This window comes from Rubrivirga halophila, assembly GCF_046845755.1.
Classification (GTDB): domain Bacteria; phylum Bacteroidota; class Rhodothermia; order Rhodothermales; family Rubricoccaceae; genus Rubrivirga.
On record NZ_CP177357.1, the window covers coordinates 1,136,963 to 1,156,831 of the forward strand.

At 73.6% G+C, this 19,869-nt stretch carries 20 protein-coding genes and 1 tRNA gene; 12 read left to right on the forward strand and 9 right to left on the reverse strand.

The features are described from left to right. Position 1 precedes the first annotated feature (1 nt). Positions 2 to 1,660, forward strand: a complete 1,659-nt coding sequence (locus ACLIRP_RS04855; protein ID WP_412062832.1) for an FAD-binding dehydrogenase — start codon at positions 2 to 4, stop codon at positions 1,658 to 1,660. On the opposite strand, the gene ACLIRP_RS04860 is transcribed toward ACLIRP_RS04855, so the two are convergent. The 3 genes from ACLIRP_RS04860 to ytxJ all read right to left on the reverse strand — a co-directional run bounded on the left by ACLIRP_RS04860 (position 1,661) and on the right by ytxJ (position 3,566). Next, positions 1,661 to 2,101: a hypothetical protein gene (locus tag ACLIRP_RS04860; protein WP_412062833.1), complete on the reverse strand. Its 441-nt coding sequence runs from the start codon at positions 2,099 to 2,101 to the stop codon at positions 1,661 to 1,663. A gap of 374 nt (positions 2,102 to 2,475) precedes the next feature. After that, positions 2,476 to 3,228: a hypothetical protein gene (locus ACLIRP_RS04865; protein WP_412062834.1), complete on the reverse strand. Its 753-nt coding sequence runs from the start codon at positions 3,226 to 3,228 to the stop codon at positions 2,476 to 2,478. After that, positions 3,225 to 3,566 (reverse strand): bacillithiol system redox-active protein YtxJ, encoded by a 342-nt coding sequence (gene ytxJ / locus ACLIRP_RS04870; protein WP_412062835.1) that lies wholly within the window; start codon positions 3,564 to 3,566, stop codon positions 3,225 to 3,227. Before ytxJ ends, ACLIRP_RS04865 begins: the two co-directional genes overlap by 4 nt. A gap of 127 nt (positions 3,567 to 3,693) precedes the next feature. On the opposite strand from ytxJ, the gene ACLIRP_RS04875 reads away from it, so the two are divergent. From ACLIRP_RS04875 to ACLIRP_RS04890, 4 genes are all read left to right on the forward strand, one after another. Further along, on the forward strand, positions 3,694 to 5,490 hold the full coding sequence (locus ACLIRP_RS04875) for a M3 family oligoendopeptidase (protein WP_412062836.1): 1,797 nt from the start codon (positions 3,694 to 3,696) through the stop codon (positions 5,488 to 5,490). A gap of 140 nt (positions 5,491 to 5,630) precedes the next feature. Then, entirely contained in the window at positions 5,631 to 7,724 is a 2,094-nt protein-coding gene (locus tag ACLIRP_RS04880; protein WP_412062837.1) for a CYTH domain-containing protein, read from the forward strand. A 177-nt stretch (positions 7,725 to 7,901) separates the two neighbouring features. Continuing rightward, positions 7,902 to 9,146, forward strand: coding sequence for a ferrochelatase (gene hemH, locus ACLIRP_RS04885; RefSeq protein WP_412062838.1), 1,245 nt, complete (start codon positions 7,902 to 7,904; stop codon positions 9,144 to 9,146). Then, positions 9,146 to 9,547, forward strand: coding sequence for a hypothetical protein (locus ACLIRP_RS04890; protein ID WP_412062839.1), 402 nt, complete (start codon positions 9,146 to 9,148; stop codon positions 9,545 to 9,547). The genes hemH and ACLIRP_RS04890 overlap by 1 nt, the downstream gene beginning before the upstream one ends. Here the strand turns inward: ACLIRP_RS04890 and ACLIRP_RS04895 are convergent. Both ACLIRP_RS04895 and rnr read right to left on the reverse strand, forming a co-directional pair. Next, positions 9,544 to 9,933, reverse strand: coding sequence for a TonB-dependent receptor plug domain-containing protein (locus ACLIRP_RS04895; protein WP_412062840.1), 390 nt, complete (start codon positions 9,931 to 9,933; stop codon positions 9,544 to 9,546). The genes ACLIRP_RS04890 and ACLIRP_RS04895 overlap by 4 nt on opposite strands. Positions 9,934 to 10,100: 167 nt before the next feature. Beyond that, the gene (gene rnr, locus ACLIRP_RS04900; RefSeq protein WP_412062841.1) at positions 10,101 to 12,323 is read right to left on the reverse strand and encodes a ribonuclease R; all 2,223 of its coding nucleotides are present in this window, start codon (positions 12,321 to 12,323) and stop codon (positions 10,101 to 10,103) included. A gap of 127 nt (positions 12,324 to 12,450) precedes the next feature. Between rnr and ACLIRP_RS04905 the strand changes: the two genes are divergently transcribed. Next, positions 12,451 to 14,484, forward strand: coding sequence for a protein-disulfide reductase DsbD family protein (locus ACLIRP_RS04905; RefSeq protein WP_412062842.1), 2,034 nt, complete (start codon positions 12,451 to 12,453; stop codon positions 14,482 to 14,484). Between the two features lie 2 nt (positions 14,485 to 14,486). Then, positions 14,487 to 15,149 carry a redoxin domain-containing protein gene (locus ACLIRP_RS04910; RefSeq protein ID WP_412062843.1) on the forward strand — a complete coding sequence of 221 codons (663 nt, stop codon included), beginning with the start codon at positions 14,487 to 14,489 and terminating at the stop codon, positions 15,147 to 15,149. 10 nt (positions 15,150 to 15,159) lie between these two features. Here the strand turns inward: ACLIRP_RS04910 and ACLIRP_RS04915 are convergent, their stop codons facing one another. The 3 genes from ACLIRP_RS04915 to ACLIRP_RS04925 form a co-directional block, all read right to left on the reverse strand. Continuing rightward, the gene (locus ACLIRP_RS04915) at positions 15,160 to 15,480 is read right to left on the reverse strand and encodes a hypothetical protein (protein WP_412062844.1); all 321 of its coding nucleotides are present in this window, start codon (positions 15,478 to 15,480) and stop codon (positions 15,160 to 15,162) included. Between the two features lie 163 nt (positions 15,481 to 15,643). Continuing rightward, positions 15,644 to 15,802 carry a DUF5989 family protein gene (locus tag ACLIRP_RS04920; RefSeq protein ID WP_412062845.1) on the reverse strand — a complete coding sequence of 53 codons (159 nt, stop codon included), beginning with the start codon at positions 15,800 to 15,802 and terminating at the stop codon, positions 15,644 to 15,646. A 117-nt stretch (positions 15,803 to 15,919) separates the two neighbouring features. Beyond that, positions 15,920 to 15,995 (reverse strand) — tRNA-Gly (locus tag ACLIRP_RS04925). A 118-nt stretch (positions 15,996 to 16,113) separates the two neighbouring features. Between ACLIRP_RS04925 and ACLIRP_RS04930 the strand changes: the two genes are divergently transcribed. After that, positions 16,114 to 16,662: an NUDIX hydrolase gene (locus ACLIRP_RS04930; RefSeq protein WP_412062846.1), complete on the forward strand. Its 549-nt coding sequence runs from the start codon at positions 16,114 to 16,116 to the stop codon at positions 16,660 to 16,662. A gap of 51 nt (positions 16,663 to 16,713) precedes the next feature. Beyond that, positions 16,714 to 17,028, forward strand: coding sequence for a hypothetical protein (locus tag ACLIRP_RS04935; RefSeq protein WP_412062847.1), 315 nt, complete (start codon positions 16,714 to 16,716; stop codon positions 17,026 to 17,028). A gap of 50 nt (positions 17,029 to 17,078) precedes the next feature. Here the strand turns inward: ACLIRP_RS04935 and ACLIRP_RS04940 are convergent, their stop codons facing one another. After that, the gene (locus ACLIRP_RS04940) at positions 17,079 to 18,158 is read right to left on the reverse strand and encodes a prephenate dehydrogenase/arogenate dehydrogenase family protein (protein ID WP_412062848.1); all 1,080 of its coding nucleotides are present in this window, start codon (positions 18,156 to 18,158) and stop codon (positions 17,079 to 17,081) included. 41 nt (positions 18,159 to 18,199) lie between these two features. On the opposite strand from ACLIRP_RS04940, the gene ACLIRP_RS04945 reads away from it, so the two are divergent. The 3 genes from ACLIRP_RS04945 (at position 18,200) to ACLIRP_RS04955 (ending at position 19,807) form a co-directional block, all read left to right on the forward strand. After that, a complete protein-coding gene (locus tag ACLIRP_RS04945; protein ID WP_412062849.1) occupies positions 18,200 to 18,994 on the forward strand; it encodes a rhomboid family intramembrane serine protease in 795 nt (264 codons plus the stop codon). 75 nt (positions 18,995 to 19,069) lie between these two features. Beyond that, positions 19,070 to 19,465 carry a T9SS type A sorting domain-containing protein gene (locus ACLIRP_RS04950; protein ID WP_412062850.1) on the forward strand — a complete coding sequence of 132 codons (396 nt, stop codon included), beginning with the start codon at positions 19,070 to 19,072 and terminating at the stop codon, positions 19,463 to 19,465. A gap of 135 nt (positions 19,466 to 19,600) precedes the next feature. Then, positions 19,601 to 19,807, forward strand: coding sequence for a hypothetical protein (locus tag ACLIRP_RS04955; RefSeq protein WP_412062851.1), 207 nt, complete (start codon positions 19,601 to 19,603; stop codon positions 19,805 to 19,807). Positions 19,808 to 19,869 lie beyond the last annotated feature (62 nt).

The following is a 19,869-nucleotide window of genomic DNA, read 5'->3' on the forward strand; positions in this document are numbered from 1 at the left end:
TATGAGTGATTCCACAGATGTCGTCGTCGTCGGGGCCGGGCTGGCGGGGCTGGCGGCGGCCGCCGAGCTCGCCGACGCGGGGCGCCGCGTGGTGATTGTCGAGCAGGAGGGGGGCGGCTACCTGGGCGGGCAGGCGTTCTGGTCGCTCGGCGGGCTGTTCATGGTCGACACGCCCGAGCAGCGCCGCATGGGCATCCGCGACAGCCGCGAGCTGGCGTTGCAAGACTGGCTCGGCTCGGCGGCGTTCGACAGGCCCGAGGACGCGTGGCCGTGCCGCGTTGCAGAGGCCTACGTCGACTTCGCGGCGGGCGAGATGCGGCCGTGGCTGCGCGCCCAAGGCATGCGCTGGTTTCCCATCGTCGGCTGGGCCGAGCGGGGCGGCGGGCTCGCGGACGGCCACGGCAACTCCGTCCCGCGATTCCACCTCACGTGGGGGACCGGGCCGGGCGTCGTCGAGCCGTTCGAGCGCCGGGTGCGCGCGCACGTCGCGGCCGGGCGCATCGCGCTCCGGTTCCGACACCGCGTCGACCGGCTCGTGTCGACGGACGGCCGGGTGACGGGCGTGGCCGGCGCGCGGCTGGCGCCGGCGCGCGTCGAGAGGGGAGAGGCCTCGAACCGGGAGGTGGTGGGCGACTTCGAGATCTCGGCTGGCGCCGTGGTCGTCGCCAGCGGGGGGATGGGGGCCGACCACGCCGCCGTCCGGGCCGCGTGGCCGGCGCGGCTGGGGGAGCCGCCGGCGACGATGCTCTCGGGCGTCCCGGCGCACGTCGACGGGCGCGGGATGCAGGCGGCGCAAGCGGCGGGTGCGGCCATCATCAACGGCGACCGGATGTGGCACTACGTCGAGGGCATCGAGAACTGGGACCCGATCTGGCCGACCCATGGGATCCGCATCCTACCGGGCCCCTCGTCGCTGTGGCTCGACGCCCGCGGCGACCGCCTGCCGCCCCCGCTGATGCCCGGCTTCGACACGCTCGCGACGCTGCGCCACCTCCGGGCGACGGGCTACGACCACTCGTGGTTCGTGCTCACGCAGTCGATCATCGAGAAGGAGTTCGCGCTGTCGGGCTCGGAGCAGAACCCCGACATCACGGGCCGGAGCTGGCCGGCGCTGCTCAAGAGTCGTCTGCTCGGCAAGGGGGCCCCGCCGCCCGTCGAGGCGTTCAAGCAGCACGGCGTGGACTTCGTCGTTCGCGACGCGCTCGGCGACCTGGTCGCCGGGATGAACACGCTCGAACCCGAGCCCGGCCTCGACCCCGACCACGTCCGCCGCCAGATCGAGGCGCGCGACCGCCAGATCGACAACCCCTTCGCGAAAGACGCCCAGATCCTCGCGCTCCACGGCGCCCGCGCGTACCGGGGCGACAAGCTGATCCGCACGGCGAGGCCGCACAAGCTGCTCGACCCCGCGCATGGCCCCTTGATCGCCGTCCGCCTCCGCGTGCTGACCCGGAAGACGCTGGGCGGCGTGCACACCGACCTCGACGGCCGCGCGCTCGGGGCCGACGGCGCGCCCGTCCCCGGCCTGTACGCCGTCGGCGAGGCGGCCGGGTTCGGCGGCGGCGGCTACCACGGCTACAACGCCCTGGAGGGCACCTTCCTGGGCGGCTGCCTCTTTACGGGCCGGACCGCGGGCCGCCACGCCGCGCGCTCGGTGTAGCTACACCGCCAGCCGGACGATGGGGGCGCCCGAGGCGCCGTCGGAGCCCGGGGCGTCGCCGTAGTGGGCCCGGTTGATCTCGCGGATGACCTGGGCCGCCTCGGCGATCGTCATGTCGCGCTGGCGGTCGCGCTGCTGCATCCGGTCGTTCGCCCGGAGCACGGCGTCCTCGAGGTGCCGCTTGTGCTTGTCGACAAAGTCCTGCGGCGACGACGACAGCAGGAGCCCGTGCCGGACGGCGGCCGAGCCCGGGAGGCGCACGGCCCCGATGCGGGCGCTCCGCTTGCGGGGGTAGCTGGTCAGCGCCCACTCGTGGTGGAACGCCTCGATCCAGTCGTCGCTGGGGGGCTCCGACAGGCGGAGCACGATCTGGGTGATGGCGTCGCCCGCTGGGGAGGTGGCGACGGCGTCTTCGTAGAGTCCGGCGATGGACAGGGGCATCGGGCGTGCGGCGGTGGTGGGGCGCGCAAGGTGACGGATTCGCCCCGTCCGCGCCCGATGGGCACCTTCAGGCTCGCGCCCTCAGCCAATCCTCAGGATTCTGTGAGCCCCGAGCAGGGCCGCACCCTGCCCACGCGCAGACCCAGGCCGCCGGTCATCCTGAGCGGCTGTCATCCTTCCCACGCTCAGAAACTGGTTGTGAAAGCCAGTCCCCTCCACTTTGAGTCATCCCCGCGCAGGCGGGGAGCCATACGGCGGTGCCCAGATAGCGCCCCCGCAGCCGGTCGCCCCTCACCCTGTCCCTCTCCCTGTGGGAGAGGGGACGCCCTAGAGAGCCTGCACCCTTCCCCCGAATCCTCGCTGCGCCCGGCGAGCTAGCCGCGGACGCCGCCGGGGCGGCGGGCCGACCGGGGGGCGGGCGCCTCGACGGGGAACAGCGCCCCCTCCTCGTCGACGATGAACGCGGCGGCGTAGCCCCACCGCGCCGCGCGGCGGGCGGCGGTTTCGGCGTCCGGCCCGACGAACGCGAGCGGCGTGCCGAGGTCGGCGGGCAGGTCCGAGGCGGCCATGGTGTCGGCGGCCAGGTCGAGCGCGACGTCGGGGCCCGCGTTGGTCTCGCTCACGTCCACCACCACGCCGCCGCTGGCGAGGAGCTGGGCGAGCGTGTCGGCGCCGCCCCAGGCGACCGAGTCGGAGATGTCGGCCTCGGCGAGCACGGGGCTGGCGAGGGCGAACAGGCCGTCGCCAGTCGTGGCGGTGGACCGCCCCCGGACGTCGCCCTCGGCGTCGACGACGACCGCGAGCGGGGCGCCGTCGTACCCGAACGCGCGCGCGGCCTCGGCGCCCTCGCCGCCCGCGGCGACGACCAAGACCGTCGCGCCGGCGGCTTCGAGGTCGGCGAGCGCCTGGGCGATGTCGCCGTCGGTGCCGTCGCCAAAGTGCAGGACGACGGGGTGGCCGGCGAGCGTGGCGAGGTCGACGAGCCCGTTCTGGGTCGGGACCACGACCTGCGGGGCCCGCTCGCGCGCGGCCACGCCGCCGCCCGAGGCCGTCGCGAGGGGGGCGTCGGCGGGGTCGGCGCAGGCGGCCAGCGCGAGCGCGGCGAGCAGGAGCACGCGGGAGGTCATGCGGCCTCGGCGTAGGCCTCGCGGAGTGAGGCCAGGCGGATCGAGCCGTGGCTCTTGACGTCGACGGCCTCGCCGTCCCGGATCAGGATCGCCTGCGGCGTCTCGTGCTGCACGTGGAGCTGCTCGGCGAGGTACCCCGACACGTCGCGGGCGTACTGCACCACGACGGCGTACAGCTTGGGGTCGGTGTCGCCCTCGAGGCCGACAAACTCCATCTGGCCTCGCGCCGAGATGGGGCACGCGATCGAGTGCTTCAAAAGGTAGACGGGGGCCTCGTGCGAGGCGGCGAGCATGGCGTCGGCGTCGGCCGTCGACGCGAGCTCCTGGACCTGGGCCATCGGGGGATCGAGCGGAGTGGAGCGGGCCGTACCTTCGGCGTCGCCCTTCGCGACACCCTGCGGCCCACGCTGGAAGCTACTCGCGGCCGGGCCTCGTTGCCGACCAATCACCCTCAGGAACCTCCCTATGCCCGCCGTCGCCGATCGCCCCACGGGCGCCGAATCCGTCCGCTGGGACCTCGCCGACCTCTACGCCTCCGACGCCGCGCTCGCGGATGACCTCGCGCGCGCGGAGGCCGAGGCGCTCGGGCTCGCCGAGCGCTACCGGGGCCGCCTGGGCGATCTGTCGGCGGCCGAACTGGCGGCGGCGCTCGCGGCGCTCGCCGTCGTCCACGACCGGGCGGGCAAGGCGTACACGTACGCGTTCCTGGCGTGGAGCACCGACACCGAGACGCCCGAGTCCGGCGCGCGATTGCAGCGGGTCCGCGAGGCCTACAACCGGATCGGGCAGGAGCTGCTGTTCGTGGATGTCGAGTGGGCCCGGCTCGCTCCCGACCGCGCGGCCGCGCTCACCGACGCGCCCGAGCTGGCGCCCTACCGGCACTACCTCGAGCTCAAGACGCAGGCGCGCGACCACGTGCTGTCGGAGCCCGAGGAGCGCATCCTGTCCGAGAAGGCCGTGACGGGGTGGAGCGCGTGGAACCGGTTTTTCGACGAGACGCTCGGCGCGGCGCGGTTCGACGTCGGCGGCGAGCTCCTCCCGCTCCAGCAGGCGACCGTCAAGCTCCACGACGGCGACCGGGCCGTCCGCGAGCAGGCGGCGCAGGCGGTGACCGACGGGCTCGACGGGCTCCAGCGCCCGCTCGCCTACGTGTTCAACACGATCCTGGCCGACAAGGCGTCCAGCGACCGCTTGCGGGGCTACGACTCGTGGATCTCGAGCCGCAACGAGTCGAATGAGATCGACGACGCGAGCGTCGACGCGCTCGTGGAGGCGGTGACGGGGCGGTACGACTTGGTCCAGCGCTTTTACACCCTCAAGCGGTCCCTCCTCGGCCTCGACACGCTCTACGACTACGACCGCTACGCGCCGACGGCCGAGGCAGCCGCGTTCGTGCCGTGGGCCGAGGCCCGCGAGACGGTGACCGCCGCGTACGCCGACTTCGACCCCGCGATGGGCGAGATCGTCGAGCGCTTTTTCGACGACCGCTGGATCGACGCGCCGGCCGAGGCGGGCAAGCGGGGCGGGGCGTTCAGCCACGGCGCCGTGCCCTCAGCGCACCCCTACATTTTGCTCAACTACACCGGCCAGCTCCGCGACGTCCAGACGCTGGCGCACGAGCTGGGCCACGGCGTCCACCAGTTTCTCGCGCGCGAGCAGGGGGTCTACCACGCCGACACGCCGCTGACGACGGCCGAGACGGCGTCGGTCTTTGGCGAGATGCTGACCTTCCAGCGCATGCTCGCCAGCCTCGACGACCCCGCCGACCGGCTGGCGCTGCTGATGGAGAAGATCGACGACACGATGGCGACGGTCTTCCGGCAGGTCACGATGAACCGGTTCGAGGCCCGGATCCACGCCCACCGCCGGGCCGAGGGCGAGCTGTCGCCCGACGACTTCGCGGAGCACTGGATGGCGACCCAGCGCGCGATGTACGGCGACAGCGTGACGCTGACCGAGGGGTACCGCCAGTGGTGGAGCTACATCCCGCACTTTGTCCACACGCCGGGCTACGTCTACGCCTACGCCTTCGGCGAACTGCTCGTGCTGGCGCTCTACGCGCGGTACCAGTCGGAGGGCCCGGGCTTCCCGGCCAAGTACCGCGACCTGCTGGCGGCGGGCGGCTCGGACTGGCCGCACGTGCTCGTCGGCCGGCTCGGCATCGACCTCCGGGACCCTGGGTTCTGGGACCGAGGGCTCGATGCGGTCGAGGTTCTGATCGCTGAGGCGGAGGCGCTGGCGGGCCAACTCGCCGAGGGATAGCGGGATCGGGCGGGGAGCGCCGTACGCTGGCGGATCCCGCCCGCAGCGCTCCGTGGCCCTGATTCCGGGCTCCGGCGAGATATCCACACTGCCCGGCTCCGGCCGGGGCCGCCCGTATGTTGCGGGGCGCGCGTCCCCCCATGCCCTCCACCACCTTCGTCGCCCGACGTCCAGGGCCGTTCTCGGCTCTGGTGCAGGCCCCCGAGCTCGGGGGGCTCCGCCTCGATCCGCACCCGCCGGTGCGCGTCCTGGACCGGTATTTCGACACCGACGACGGCGAGCTGCTGCGCCGGGGCGTCGCGCTCCGGGTCCGCGAGCAGGGGGGGAGGGCGACCGCCTCGCTGCGGCGCATCGAGCCGGAGGCGGGGCCCGTCCGCCCGGCCCTCGACCTGGCGGCCCCGCCCGGCGATGGTGCGCTCGCGCTCCCGCCGGGCGCGCTCTCCGACGCGCTGGCGCAGCTGACCGGCGGCGACGCGGTCCGCCCGCTCTTGTCGATCCGGCTGTACCGCACGCCGCGGCTGGCGCTCCGCGACGGCCGCCCGGCGGCCGTGATCTCGTTCGACGTGGTCGTCTACGAGGTGCCCGGGGCCCGCGTGGTCTCGAACGAGGTCGAGGTCGAGCCCGCGCCGGAGGGGGGCATCGGCGAGCTGGCGGCGGCGTTCGTGGCGGCCGGGCTCGAACCCGTCGAGCGGTCGCGGCTAGAGCGCGCCGTGCTCCGCCTCCCCCGAGGCCTCGACGAGCCGGCGCTGCTGCTCCCCGACGAGGTCCGCGCGATCGACGCGGCGGCGGCGGGCGACGACGACCGGGCCCTCCGCGCCCGGATCCTCCAACTCGACGGGCGGGGCTTCCGGGCCGACACCATCGCCGCGCAGACGGGCGTGAGCATGGGCCACGTCCGAGCCGTCCGTGAGCGGTTCCGGGCGCGCCGCCTGGGTGCCCTCGACCCGGCGCCCGCAGCCCCTCCGGCTTCAGAGCTGGACGCCTCGGGCGACGGCCGCCCCGGGACCGGCGAGGCGGTCGACATGGCGGAGCTGCTCGACCTCTTCTCGAGCCACGCCCCCCCCGACACGCCGCTCTTCGCCGGCGGAGACCTCGACGCGCCTGCGGCCCCATCGGCCGCTCCGCCCGCGCCGCCGGCGGCCCCGCCGCCCGGCGACCCGGTACCGGTCGCCACTTCCGAGGTGTCCGTCTCGGCCCCTCCGCCGCCGCCAGCCACCCGTCCGCAGGCCGCCGCCCCCGTTGCGACGCTCGAGCGCACCACGCCGCCATCCGCCGAACGCCCCCGCCCGGCGACCCCGGTCGACCCGTACCCGGTCGTGCTCGGCCCGGTGCCGATCGTGCGGCGTGAGGCCGGCGGCGACGGTCACCCCCAGCCTGCCGGCCCCACGGCCGGGCACGAGCCACGCGTCCCCGCCCTCGCCGGCGACACGCCCGTGCTCAGCGCGGCGGAGTCGCTCGTGAGCTACCACCTCGCCCGCTTCGACGCGCGCGCGGCCCGCTTCGCGCTGACGCGCGCACCCTCCGACGCGCGCCGCCTGCTCGTGGCCGCGCACGGCTTGCGGCTGGCCGTCGAGACCTTCGACCGCGTGCTGCCGGACGCCGCCGCCCGCCGCGTGGTCGCCGCCCTGCGGCCCCTCGCCACCAGCCTGGGCGACGCGCTGGACGCCGCGCGCGCGGCGGCCGCGACGGGCCGGGCCGACCTCGCGCGGCTGGCCGCCGACCGCGTCGGGCGGGCCGCCGACCACCTCGGGACCGGGCCCCAGGCCTGGGGCGACCGCGCTCGGCGCTTGGCCGCGCGGCTGGCCGCCGCCGCCGATGCCGGCCTGCGGAGCGACGATGTGCCCTTGTCCGACGACTACGTCGGCGCCCCCGGCGACGCCCCGACACCGACGCGCCTCCGACACGTGCTCGGCTCGGCGGTGTGGGCCCGCTTCGAGGCCGTCCGGGCCTTCGAGGACGACCTGGCCGCGCCGACGCCGGCGCTGGCGGCGCACCTCGCCGTCGCGCTCAGCGGCCTCCACGCCGTCGTGGAGTTGGCAGGCGACCCGGCCGACGTGCTCCCGGCGCTCGCCCGCGCCGAGCGGGCCGTGGTGGAGGCCCGGGGCCGCCACCTGGCCGCCTCCCTCGGGGCGAGCCCCGGCGCCCAGGCGCTGACCGCGCTCCCGCAGATCTGGCGCCAGGTCACCGAGGCCCCCTTCCGCCAGCGCCTGGCCTCGGTGGTCGCGGCCGTCTAGAACCCCGCCTCGGCGTCGAGCGGGCCGTTGCCGCAGTGCGGCGGTGTGGAGCCATCGTCAATCCGGCGGCAGGAGAGCAGTCTTCAAAGAGACGCGACACGGGGCGGTTCTCTAAGGGGTTACTTGTGATGTGCGCCCCGGGGAATCCCCCAGGTGGCCGTCCAGACCTCTTTCCGAATGTCCCCACAGACGTACCTCCGCACGTACCGCCCCGACTCGGCCGTTTTGACGGGCCAGGCCTTCGACCAAGCGGTCGTGCGCGTGTCCTCGGGGGACGTCGTCGGCGTCGTGACGATGGAACTGGGCGGGCCGCTGACCCCGACGGACGTCGTGCCCTTCTTGGAGAGCCGGCTGATGGATCCGGTCGAGGTCGACCTTCCGGTGCCGAAGGCGCTCCGCCCAGCGGCCGCCCGCGTCCTGGCCAAGCGCCGGGGGCGCGCCCTCCAGCAGTCGTTCGAGATGATCGGGGGCTGCAGCCCGCTGCGGCGCCACGTCTCCGAGCAGGCGCGCTCGCTCGAAGACCGGCTCAACGCCCGGTTCGCGAGCGCGCTCGGGGCCGAGTTCCGGACGTACGTGGCCATGCGTCATGGCGAGCCCTCGATGGCGACGGCCCGGCGTCGGATGGCAGAGGACGGGGTCTCGAAGGTGATCCTGCTCCCGCTCCAGCCCCACTTTTCGGCGTCGACGGGCGGGTCGTCGCTGGCGTACTGGCGGGCGCACGGCCCGGTCGAGGCGCCGACGACGCTGGTGGCGGAGTACGCGACGCACCCCAAGCTGATCCGCGCGCTCAACGAGCGCATCGACGAGGGGCTGCAGCGGTTCGACCGCGAGGTCCGGGGCCGGGTCCGCATCCTGTTCGCCGCGCACGGCGCAGCCAAGCGACACCTCACCCGCCTGGGCGACCCGTACTGCTGCCAAGTCCACGCGACGGTCCGAGCCGTCCTGGACGCCCGCGCCGACGGCCGGGACAGCTCGGTCGCGTTCCTGCCGACGATGGGCTCGGGCGCCGAGCTCGGGGAACGGGTCGGCGATGCCGTGGCGGACGCGGCCGACGACGGCGCCTCGGCCCTCCTCGTCGTCCCGATCTCGTTCCTCTCCGACCGTATCGACACGGCCTTCGACCTCGACGTGACCGGCCGCGCGATCGCCGCCAAGGAGGGGATCCGTCACTTCGAGGTCACGAACGGCTTGAACGACCACCCCCTCGTGATCGACGCGCTCGCGGAGTGCGTGGCGACCCACATCGAGCCCGACGTGCTCGACGCGGGGCTCGGTCTGGCCGACGCTACGCGCGTGCCGACGCCGTCGCACTGCCCGGTTTGCAACCGCGTCCCGCACACGCGGGCGTGGCACGCCGACGCCCCGGTGCTCGCCTCGGAGACGCTCCCGGACGAGGACGACGCCCAGCGATCGGCCGCGTGATGCCGTCGGCGCATCTGTTGCGAACGCTGGCCGCCGTCGCCCCGGGGACGGCCGTCGTGGACCTGTCGGCGGGCGAGGCCACGGCTGCTCTCGTCGCGCTCGGCTTCGACGTGGTGGCGGTGTCCGACGCCGCCGTCGCGGGCGCCTCGACCGTCGCGAGCGCGGACGCGCTCGCAGACGCCTCGGCCGACTGGGCCGTCGCTGGCGCGTCAGAGGACGGGTGTGCGGCGCTGGCGGACGCCGCGCGCGTGCTTCGCCCGGGCGGATGGGTGTGGGTCGCCGCAGGTGGCCCCGAGGTGCTCGCGGCCGCGGCCGGCGCCGGGCTCGTCGTCTCCGAGCCGCCCGGCGTCACCGACGGCGCGCCCCACGCCATCTTCCGCAAGCCCGGCGCGGTCGGTTAGTTGGCGCCCCGGCGCGTGGTGATCACGACGACGCCGTTCGCCCCGCGGGGCCCGTAGCTCGAGGTCTCGCTGGCGCTCTTGAGCACGCGGATGTCGGTGATGTCGGCCCGCGACAGGCCCGCCAGCGTGCCGCCCGGCCCGGGCGCGACGGGCGAGCCGTCGATCACGTACAGCGGCTCCTGCCCGGCCATGAACGAGCTCTCGCCCCGGATGCGGACCTGGATCCCGCCCGCGCTCTCCCGAACGTCGACGCCGGCAAAGCGCCGGAGCTCGGCCTCTATGGGCTGTGCGCTGGAGTCGGAGGGGTCGGCCGACGACGACGTGCCGGACGACGACGTGCCGCAGGCGGCCAGGAAGAGGGCGGCAGCAAAGAGGGCGAAGCGCATGGGGCGGAGAGGGGAGACACCGGGAACGTAGGCGTTGTGCGCGCGGGGCGCGAGCCCCTTCCGGTGAGGGGCGCCTTGCCGCCCACAGGGCCGGGTCCCGTGCACGGATACGCCAGCCGACTCATCGAGAATCGGCTGGCGTTGGACGGCTCGCGAGCAGGGTTGGGCTAGCGGCGCTTGCGGCCCTTGGGGCGGGCGCCGCGCGTGGTCCGCTTGCCTTTGCGGTCGCTCGTGCGGCTGCCGGAGCGCTTGGACTTGTCGTCGATCCGGCCGGGCATCTCGACAAAGGCGAGGTCGACGCGGCGGGTCTCCGGCTCGGCCGCCTCGATCCGCACGCGGCACGCGTCGCCGACGTGGATCCGCCGGCCCGTCGACTTGCTGACGAGCGTGTAGCGGCGCTCGTCGTACTCCCAGTACCCGTCCATCTCGCGGATGTGGATGAGCCCCTCGACGAGCAGCTTCGTCATCTGAACGAAGACGCCGAACTTGGTGACGCCGACGACGACGCCGTCGAACTCGTCGCCGATGTGCGCGGCCGCGTACTCGACCTGCTTGAGCTTGATCGACTCGCGCTCGGCCGAGGTCGCCTCGCGCTCGCGGTTCGAGGTGTGCTCGCCGGCCACCTCGAGGGCCTCCTCGGTTGGGATCGCGCCCTCCTGCTGGCCGTGCGCGCGCTTCAGCACGCGGTGGACGATGAGGTCCGGGTACCGGCGGATGGGCGACGTAAAGTGCGCGTAGTACTCGAAGCCCAGGCCGTAGTGGCCGATGTTGTCGGGCGAGTACACGGCCTTCGACATCGACCGGATGGCAGCCTGCTCCAAGATCGGCGCCTCGGGCGAGCCCTTGGCCGCCATCAGCAGGGCGTTGAGCTTGGCCCGCTCGACCTCGCCGTTCTTGTGGGGGAGCGACCGCCCAAACGTCTTGACGTAGTCGGAAAGCGCCGTGATGCGCTCGCGGTCGGGCTTGTCGTGGATGCGGTAGAGGAGGGGGACGCCGCGCTTTTCGGCCTCCATGGCGACCGCCCGGTTGGCGAGCAGCATGAACTCCTCGATCAGCCGGTTGGCCTCCTTGCGCGGCTTCTCGTACACGTCGATCGGCTCGCCCTGGGCGTTGAGCTTGACCCGGACCTCGGGCACGTCGAAGTCGATGGCGCCCTCGGCGACGCGCTTTTTGGTCAGCGTCCGCGCCAGCTCGCCGGCGCGGAGCACCTCGTCGGCCATCTCGTGCTTGGCGCCGTCGAGCACGTCCTGGGCCCCGTCGTAGGTGAAGCGGTGCTTCGAGTGGATCACCGTCTCGTGGATCTCCCACGAGTGGACGTGGCCGCCGCCGTCGACGGTCATGATGCACGAGTACGCCAGCTTGTCCTCGTGGGGCCGGAGCGAGCAGACGCCGTTCGACAGCGCCTCGGGCAGCATCGGGATGACGCGGTCGACGAGGTAGGTGCTCGTCGCGCGGTCGTACGCCTCCTTGTCGATCGTGCCGCCCTCGGGGACGTAGAAGCTCACGTCCGCGATGTGGACGCCGACCTCGGTCATGCCGTTGCCGAGGTCGCGCGTGTGGATCGCGTCGTCGAAGTCCTCGGCGTCCTCGGGGTCGATCGTGTAGACGGGATAGTCTCGCAGGTCGAGCCGGCGGGCCACCTCCTGCTTGGTGATCCCTGGCGTGATCTTCTCGGCCGCGGCCTCGACCTCCGGCGGGAAGTCGGACGGCGTGCCGTGCGCCATCGCCAGCGCGAGCACGTCCACGCCAGGGTCGCCGACCTTGCCGATCACCTGGACGACCGTGCCTTCGGGCGAGGCCTTGGGGTCGTCGTAGGCGTCGATCGTCACGACCACCTTGTCGCCCGGCTGCGCGCCGTTCCAGTTGTCGCGCGGGACGTAGATGTCGTGCGTCATCCGCTGGTCGTCGGGGACCACCCAGCCGGACTTGCCGGTCGTGGCGAACGTCCCGACGGTCTGCGAGCGGCCGCGCTCGACGACCTCGAGCACCTCGCACTCGCGGAGCTGGTCGGACGGGCGGCCCTTCTTCTCGGCCGCCAGCGCCACGCGGACGCGGTCGCCGTGCATCGCCGTCTTCATGCGGCGCGGGCGGACGAAGTACTCCGTCCCGTCGTCGGTCTTGAGGAAGCCGTAGCCCTGCGGCGAGACGGACAGGCGGCCGACGGCCTCGTGCCCGTCGGTCTTGTGCTGGATGCGCCCGCCCTTGAGGTTGTCGACGGCGCTGGCGTCGCGCAGCTCGTCGAAGGCCTCGAGGAGCGCCTGGTAGCGGCCCTGGTTTTTGATTCCGATCGCTCGGGACAGCTCCTTGGCGCGGTACGCGCGGTCGGGGTGCTTGTCGAGAAAGGCGAGGATCTGGGGCTTGATGGCGTCGACGTCGCGTCGGTCGGGCATCCGGAGGGGGAGGGGGACGAGGAAAACGGGAGCCCGTGGTACCGTGCGGCGCCGGGTCGGGTCCGTAAGGACGTGCGAATCCTGCGCGTCGGGAGACCGGTGCCCAGCCGCCGTCGTTTCTTTCCCCATGCGCGTGCTCCCCCTCGTCCTCGCTCTCTTGGCGGCTGCCGCCAGCGCCCAGGCCCCGGCGCCCGACCGGACGCCGCACTCCGAGGTGCGCCTGGTGGCCGACGCCACGGCGGTTGCCCCGGGCGACACGCTCGGGGTCGCCGTCGAGATCGTGATCGAGGACGGGTGGCACGTCTACTGGCAGAACCCCGGCGACAGCGGCCAGCCGGTGACCGTCGCGTGGACGCTGCCGGCCGGCGCCTCGGCGGGCCCGCTCCGCTTCCCTGCGCCGGCGGTCTATGAGGAGGCCGGGATCGTGACGTACGCACACGGCGGCACCCTCCGGCTCGTCGCCGACATCGCCGTCTCCCCGGGTGCGTCCGGGGACGTCGACGTCTCGGGCGACCTCCGGTACCTGATCTGCGCGGACGTCTGCCTGCCCGCCTCGGCAACGCTCGCGCTGACCGTGCCCGTCGGCGCGACGGACCGGACGGACGCGCTCGACGCCGCCCGCGCGGCCATCCCCGTGCCGTCGCCCGAGTGGACCGCCAGCGCCAGCGCCACGGCGGGGGGCTACGTGCTCACCGTCGTCCCGCCCGTCGGCGTCGATCTGGGCGGGGCGACGTTCTTCCCGTCCGAGAAGGGCGTGCTCGACCATGGCGCGGCGCAAGCGTTTCGCGCGGAGGGCAGCGCCTTTGCCGCCGAGCTTGTGGGGTCGCCCTACGCCAGCCGCCCGAGCGAGACGCTCGCGGGTGTCCTCGTGGCCGGCGACCAGGCCGTCGAGCTGGCCGTCCCGGTCGCGGGCGTCGAGACCGCCGCGGCCGCGCCGACGTCGTCGCTGACGCTGTGGAGCGCGCTGCTGCTGGCGCTCCTTGGCGGCGTCGTGCTCAACCTGATGCCGTGCGTCTTCCCGATCTTGAGTATCAAGATCCTGGGCTTCGTCGAGGGCCGCACCGACGACCGCCGGGCGCTGCGGCTGCACGGGCTGGCGTTCGGGGCCGGCGTGGTGGCGTCGTTCCTGGCGCTCGCGGCCGTGCTCTTGGCGCTCAAGGCGACGGGCGACGGCACCGGCTGGGGCTTCCAACTGAGTTATCCGTGGGTCGTGGCCGCGCTCGCCGCGCTCATGGTGGCGCTGGCGCTGAACCTGCTGGGCGTGTTCGAGATCGGGCAGGGGGCCGCCCGTGTCGGCGGCACGCTCGACCGGGGCGACGGGCTCAGCGGCGCGTTCCTGTCCGGTGTCTTGGCAACGGTCGTGGCCTCGCCGTGCACGGCGCCGTTCATGGCGGGCGCGCTTGGGTTCGCCGTCGTCCAGACCGCGCCCGTCGCGCTCGCCGTGTTCGGCGCGCTGGGTGTCGGAATGGCCGCGCCCTACGTGCTGCTCAGCTTCCAGCCCGCACTTCTTGCCCGGCTCCCGCGCCCCGGCCCGTGGATGGTGACGCTGCGTCAGGTGCTCGCCTTCCCGCTCCTGGCGACCGCCGTGTGGCTCGTCTGGGTGTTCGGCACGCTGCGCGACCTCGACGCGGCGGCCGTGCTGCTGCTGGCGCTCGTGGTCGGCGCGTTGGGCGCGTGGGCGTGGGGACGCTGGCCGTCGGGCTCGCCGCGCCGCGCGCTCGTCGCCGGCCGGGCGACGAGCCTGCTGGCGGTCGGGGCCGCAATCGCGCTCGCGGGCGCGTCGCTGGCGCCCGAGTCCGAGACGTGGGCGGCCTACGACGCGGCCGAGGTCGAGGCGCTGATCGCCGAGGGCCGCCCCGTGTTCGTTGACGTGACGGCCTCGTGGTGTTTGACGTGCCAAGTCAATAAGCAGACCGCGCTGGCCTCGGACGCCGTCGAGGAGGCGTTCGCGGCGCACGACGTGGCGCGCATCCGCGCCGACTGGACCGATCAAAACCCGGCCGTCACCGCGTTCCTCGACCGCTTCGGGCGGTCCGGCGTCCCGCTCTACGTCCTCTTCCCGGCGAACGGCGGCGAGCCCGTCGTCCTGCCCGAGATTCTGACGCCCGGCCTCCTGGTCGATGCCCTGGGCGTGACTCCCACCGACACCGCCTCCCGCTAGCCATGCGCGCCTCCCTGTTCGCCCTCGTCCTGCTCACCGCCGCGTGCGCCGACGCGCCAGAGACCACCGACGCGCCCACGGAGACCGTCGTCGCGCCCGAGACCCTGACCGCGGCGCCGACGCCGGGTGCGCAAGCGCCCCCTTTCGACCTGGTGGACACCGCGGGCGAGACGCACGCGCTTGCGGGCTATCGGGGGCAGACCGTCGTGCTGGAGTGGCTCAACTACGACTGCCCCTACGTCGGCAAGCACTACGGCGGCGGCGCGATGCAGGCCCGCCAGCAGCAGGCCGAGGCCGACGGGGTCGTGTGGCTCTCGGTCGTGTCGTCGGCCCCCGGCCAGCAGGGCCACTTCGAGCCCGAGGCGATGGACGCGCGCACCGCGAGCGAGGGGGGGCGGCAGGCGGCGGTGCTGCTCGACCCCACGGGCGAGGTCGGCCAGGCCTACGGCGCCAAGACGACGCCCCACATGTTCGTGATCGACCCCGATGGAACGGTCGTCTACAACGGCGCGATCGACGACCGTCCGACGACGGACCTCGCCGACCTGGAGGGGGCCCGAGACTACGTGGCCGACGCGCTGGCGGCCCTCGCCGCTGGCCGGCCGGCCGATCCCGCCACGACGCCTCCCTACGGCTGCTCCGTCAAGTACGCCGCCGACGCGTGATCCGACGCCGTTAACGGGCCGGGACGACGCGGAAGTACGAGCCGCCTTTGCGGACGTAGCTCTGCGAGGGCGTGCTGAAAAGGGGCGCGGCGGGACGGGCCGGAACCGCATGCATCGCTTGGCGCGGCGACCGGTTCACCCGGATGCCCCGGTACCGACGCGCGAGCCGACCGCGCTGCGGCGGGCGGCGGGCGTACGTCGTGACGCGGATGGCTTCGCCCGCGTGAGCCGGAACCACGAACGTGGACCGCAGGCTGGGCCGGATGGCCTCCTGGGCCTGGGTGGGGGCGGCGAAGGCGAGGGCCAGCAGGCCGAGGGCGACGAGGCGCATGCAACGAGGGAGAGAGAGACCCGAGGAAAGGCAACCCCGACCCCGGCGGGTCGCAGACCCGACTCAGACCGCCACGATGGAACGCGGGCGTTCCGCCAGCGGGCGCCAAACGTGCCGCGCCTGGCTCCGTCTCAGCACCGCGCTCCTGACATCCCTCCGACCGCTAAAACAGCGCGTAGACGAACGGCGCGAGGGCGCTCCCTGAGGCGGCCGTCACGATCCCGCCGAGCAGGAGCAGCACGAGCACGATCGGGAGCAGCCACCACTTTTTGCGGACGCGCAGAAACTGCCAGAACTGACGGACGACGGTGAGCTTCGCCATGGCGGGGGAGGGGCGGGCCTGAACCTACCACCACACGGTTAGCGGTCGAGGTCGGGCCAAGATCTCGTCGATGGGGGCGACCAAAAAAACGCCCCCGGAGGCATCTCCGGGGGCGTTTGGAGCGGAACACGGGACTCGAACCCGCGACCTCCACCTTGGCAAGGTGGCGCTCTACCAGCTGAGCTAGTTCCGCATGCGCCCGGTGACCCGAGCGGATGACGAAGGTACGGGCCGGCCCGCGCGGGAGTCAACGCGCCGTGCCGGTCGGGCGCCCTCTTCACGGCGTCTCAGCGGCCGGCTAGCTTTGGGCCATGGATACGCCCCGCCCCTGGACCCAGCTCGCGTCCACCCGACTCGTCGACCACCCCTGGCTCCGGCTCCGCGCCGACCGCGTCCGGCTCCCCTCGGGACACGTCCTCGACGAGTACCACGTTGTCGAGGCGCCGGATTGGGCGTGCGTGCTCGCGCTCACCGACGCCGGCGACGCCGTGCTCGTCGAGCAGCACCGGTACGCCCTCGGCCAGACGTCGCTGGAGCTGCCGGCCGGCGCACTCGACGCGGGGGAGACGCCGGAAGTGGGGGCGCGGCGCGAGCTCCACGAGGAGACCGGGTACAGAGCAGGGGGGATGGTCGCGCTCGGGGCGCTGGCGCCGGAGCCGGGGCGGCAGACGAACGTCGGCCACGTCTTCGTGGCGACCGGGTGCCACAAGGTCGCCAAGCCCGACCCGGAGGCGTCCGAGGACCTCCGCGTCCGCGTGGTGCCAGCGGCCTCGCTGGCGGGGCTGGTGGAGGAGGGCCGGATCGTCCACGCCGTCCACGCGGCCGCCGTGTTCTGGGCGCTGGCGCGCGGCGTGCTCTGAACCCGGGCCCGGGGCGGGGCGTTGACCCGGCCACCTCTCCCCCCCCAGACCATGCAGAAAGAACTCCAGACCCTTCTCGTCTCCGTCAACGTCGAAGAGCACGACGGCCAAGACCAACACATGACCGAGATCGGTCGCCAGATCGGCCAGGGCTGGAAGGTCATCCAGGCCATCCCGCTCTCGGGCGAGGAGGCCGGGCCCGGCGGGCTGTCAGAGGACTTTATGCGCTACCAGGTGACGGTCGAGCGCAAGGTCGACTCCGACAACGTGATCGTCGACGCCGACCGCGGCGGGGCGGCCGAGCTCAAGGACGTCGGCCAGGTGTCCGCCGCCTTCGACGGCCCGATCAACGACGAAGAGGAGTAATCGGCCAGACCGCGAGCGGGCGTCCGGACCCTGCTCGCGGCCAACCCTGGCTAGCGTCGCTCGGCGCGGTACCCGTCGGCGCCGAGCGCCGTGACCGCCGCGTCCGCGTCGCCCGCCGTCTCGAATCCGAAGCGGAATGTCCCGATCTCACCGGAGCGGACGCGCAGCAGCTCGGCGTCGCGCACGTTGAGGCCCGCCCCGGCGATCGTGCCGGTGAGCGCGTGCAGAAAGCCCGGCCGGTCGTCGGCCCACACGACGATGTCGGCGAGCGGCGCCAGCGACCCCTTCGAGGCCGAGGGCAACGAGGCCCGCGTCTGCCCGGCGTGCTCGAACGCGGGCGCCAGCGCGTGTGCGTCGTCAGCGACGGCGCGGCGGACGGCGTCGAGTTGGCGCTGGAAGCCGTCGAGCGCCGCCAGCACGGCGCCGCGGTTGTCGCGCAGGATGGGGCCCCACGTCGAAAACGGCGACCCGGCGATCCGCGTCATGTCGCGGAAGCCGCCCGCCGCGAGCGCGAGCGCGTCGTCGCCCGCTTCGGCCGCCGCCTCGACGAGCGCGACCGCCAGCAGTTGGGGCAGATGGCTGACGGCCGCGACCGCCCGGTCGTGCCGCTCGGCGTCCATCACGACCACGCGCGCGCCGACGGCGTCGACCAGCCACAGCGCTTCGGGCGGCGGCGAGGCCGGGTCCTCGGGCGTGAGCACGTAGACCGCGTTCTCGAAGAGGAGCGCATCCGCCTGCTCCGGCCCGCCGACCGCGGCGCCCGCCATCGGGTGCCCACCGACGAACCGCAAGCCGGGCCGGGCTCGCGCCGCCGCCATGACGCTGGCCTTGACGGAGCCCACGTCCGTCACGAGCGCGCCGGGCCGGGCGTGCGCGGCGGCCGTCGCCAGCAGGTCCGGCAAGGCGTCGAGCGGCGCCGCCAGCACCACGAGGTCGCCGACCGCGGCGGCCTGGGCCGGGGACGCCAGCCGCGACACGGCGCCCCGCGCCAGAGCCGTTTTGGCGTGCGCTGCATTCGGGTCGGACCCGACGACCTCGATCTCGGGAAACCGGCGCCGGAGGGCCAGACCGAGCGAGGCGCCGATGAGGCCGGTGCCCAGGATGGAAACGGTCGACGGACCCGGGGGCACGGCAGCGCGGTTGGAGGGGCCGCAACGTACCGACCCCCCGGATGCTCTTCCCGATCAGCGACGACGACCGCACCCTCGACGGCCGCGCGTGGGCCACGATCCTGCTCGTGCTCGCGAACGTCCTCGTCTTCGGCTACCAGCTCGCCGACCCCGCGTTCACATATGGCTGGAGCGTCATCCCGGCCGAGCTGACGACCGGCGAGGACTTGGTCAACGACAAACCCCTCCCGGGGCTGGAACCGACGGTCGAAGAGCCTACGACGGCCGACATCCCGCAGCGGCCGGCGCCGGGCCGGGGTGCGCTGCTCTACCTGACCATCCTGTCGGCCATGTTTATGCACGGCGGCTGGGCCCACATCGGCGGCAACCTGCTCTACTTGTGGATCTTCGGCGACAACGTCGAGCACCGGTTCGGGACCGGCCCGTTCCTGCTGTTCTACCTCGCCAGCGGCGTCGTCGCCACGCTCGTACAGGTCGCGATGGATCCCGACGGGCTGATCCCAAACCTGGGCGCCAGCGGGGCGATCGCCGGGGTGCTCGGCGCCTATCTGGTGCTGTTTCCGAAGAACCGGGTCCACGCCGTGTTCTTTATCCGCGTCGTCTCTGTCCCCGCTGTGCTCGTGCTGGGGCTGTGGATCGGGCTGCAGTTTTTCAACCAGTGGGGCGCGTCGGCCATCACCGAAGAAACCGGCGGGGTGGCCTATGGCGCCCACATCGGCGGGTTTCTGACCGGGATGGCGGCCGCGGTGATGCACCGATCGTTCGGCGGGGCCGAGCGGCCGAACGTGCTCGAGCCGTCCATGCGCGCCGACACCCGAACGCGAAGACTGTGGTAGGGCACGGTTCTGCCCCCGGATCCGTTTGGATCTCTCGCCCGTAGACCCGACCTTACCGCCGGTCCCCCCACGCCGATGGCCCTTTTCTACTCCGTCCGACGTCTCGCCCTGGTCGCTGCCTTGCTGGCGGTCGGCGCCATGCCCGCGCTCGCCGCGGTCGTGCCCGGCGCCGAGGTCTCGCTCGTCCAGACGGACGACGCGCCGCGCCCCTTCCGGCTCTCGGCCCCGAGCCCGAACCCGTTCTCGGCCTCGACACGGCTGACGCTGACCATCGACGAGCCGACGACGCTGTCGGTCGCCGTCCACGACGCCCTCGGCCGCCGCGTCGCGCTCCTGCACGACGGCGACCTCGCCGCAGGCACCTACACCCTGCGCGTCGGCGCTGGCGACCTGCCGCCGGGCCTCTACCTCGTCCGCGCGACGGACGGCCGCGGGCAGACGGCCACGCGCTCGGTCTCGCTGATCCGCTAACGCGCCCCCCGGTTTTAACCTGTGAACGCTGGCGCCCGAGGGGCGCCAGCGTTTTTTTTGTGGCGACCGCTCGCGAGCGTCGCGGAACCGCCGGCCCAGCCGTTGCCGTTTCCACGTGCACCCTCCGCTCCGCCCATGTCTGACTCTCCCGGCCCCGACGCCCGCCCTCTGGCCGATGCGCCTGCCCCCGCCGTGCCCGCCGAGGAGACCATCGATCCGGCGAGCGAGGTCGACGAGGCCAGCTACGAGTCCTTCCCCGCCAGCGACGCGCCCGGCTACAGCGGCGGAGTGGTAACGAGCCGCACCTACGATCCGCCGGCCGACGGGGAGGATGCCGAGTAGGGGACGGAGGGCCTGGCAACCCCTCCAATCATGAGACCGCCCGCCCTAGCGCGAGGCCGAGG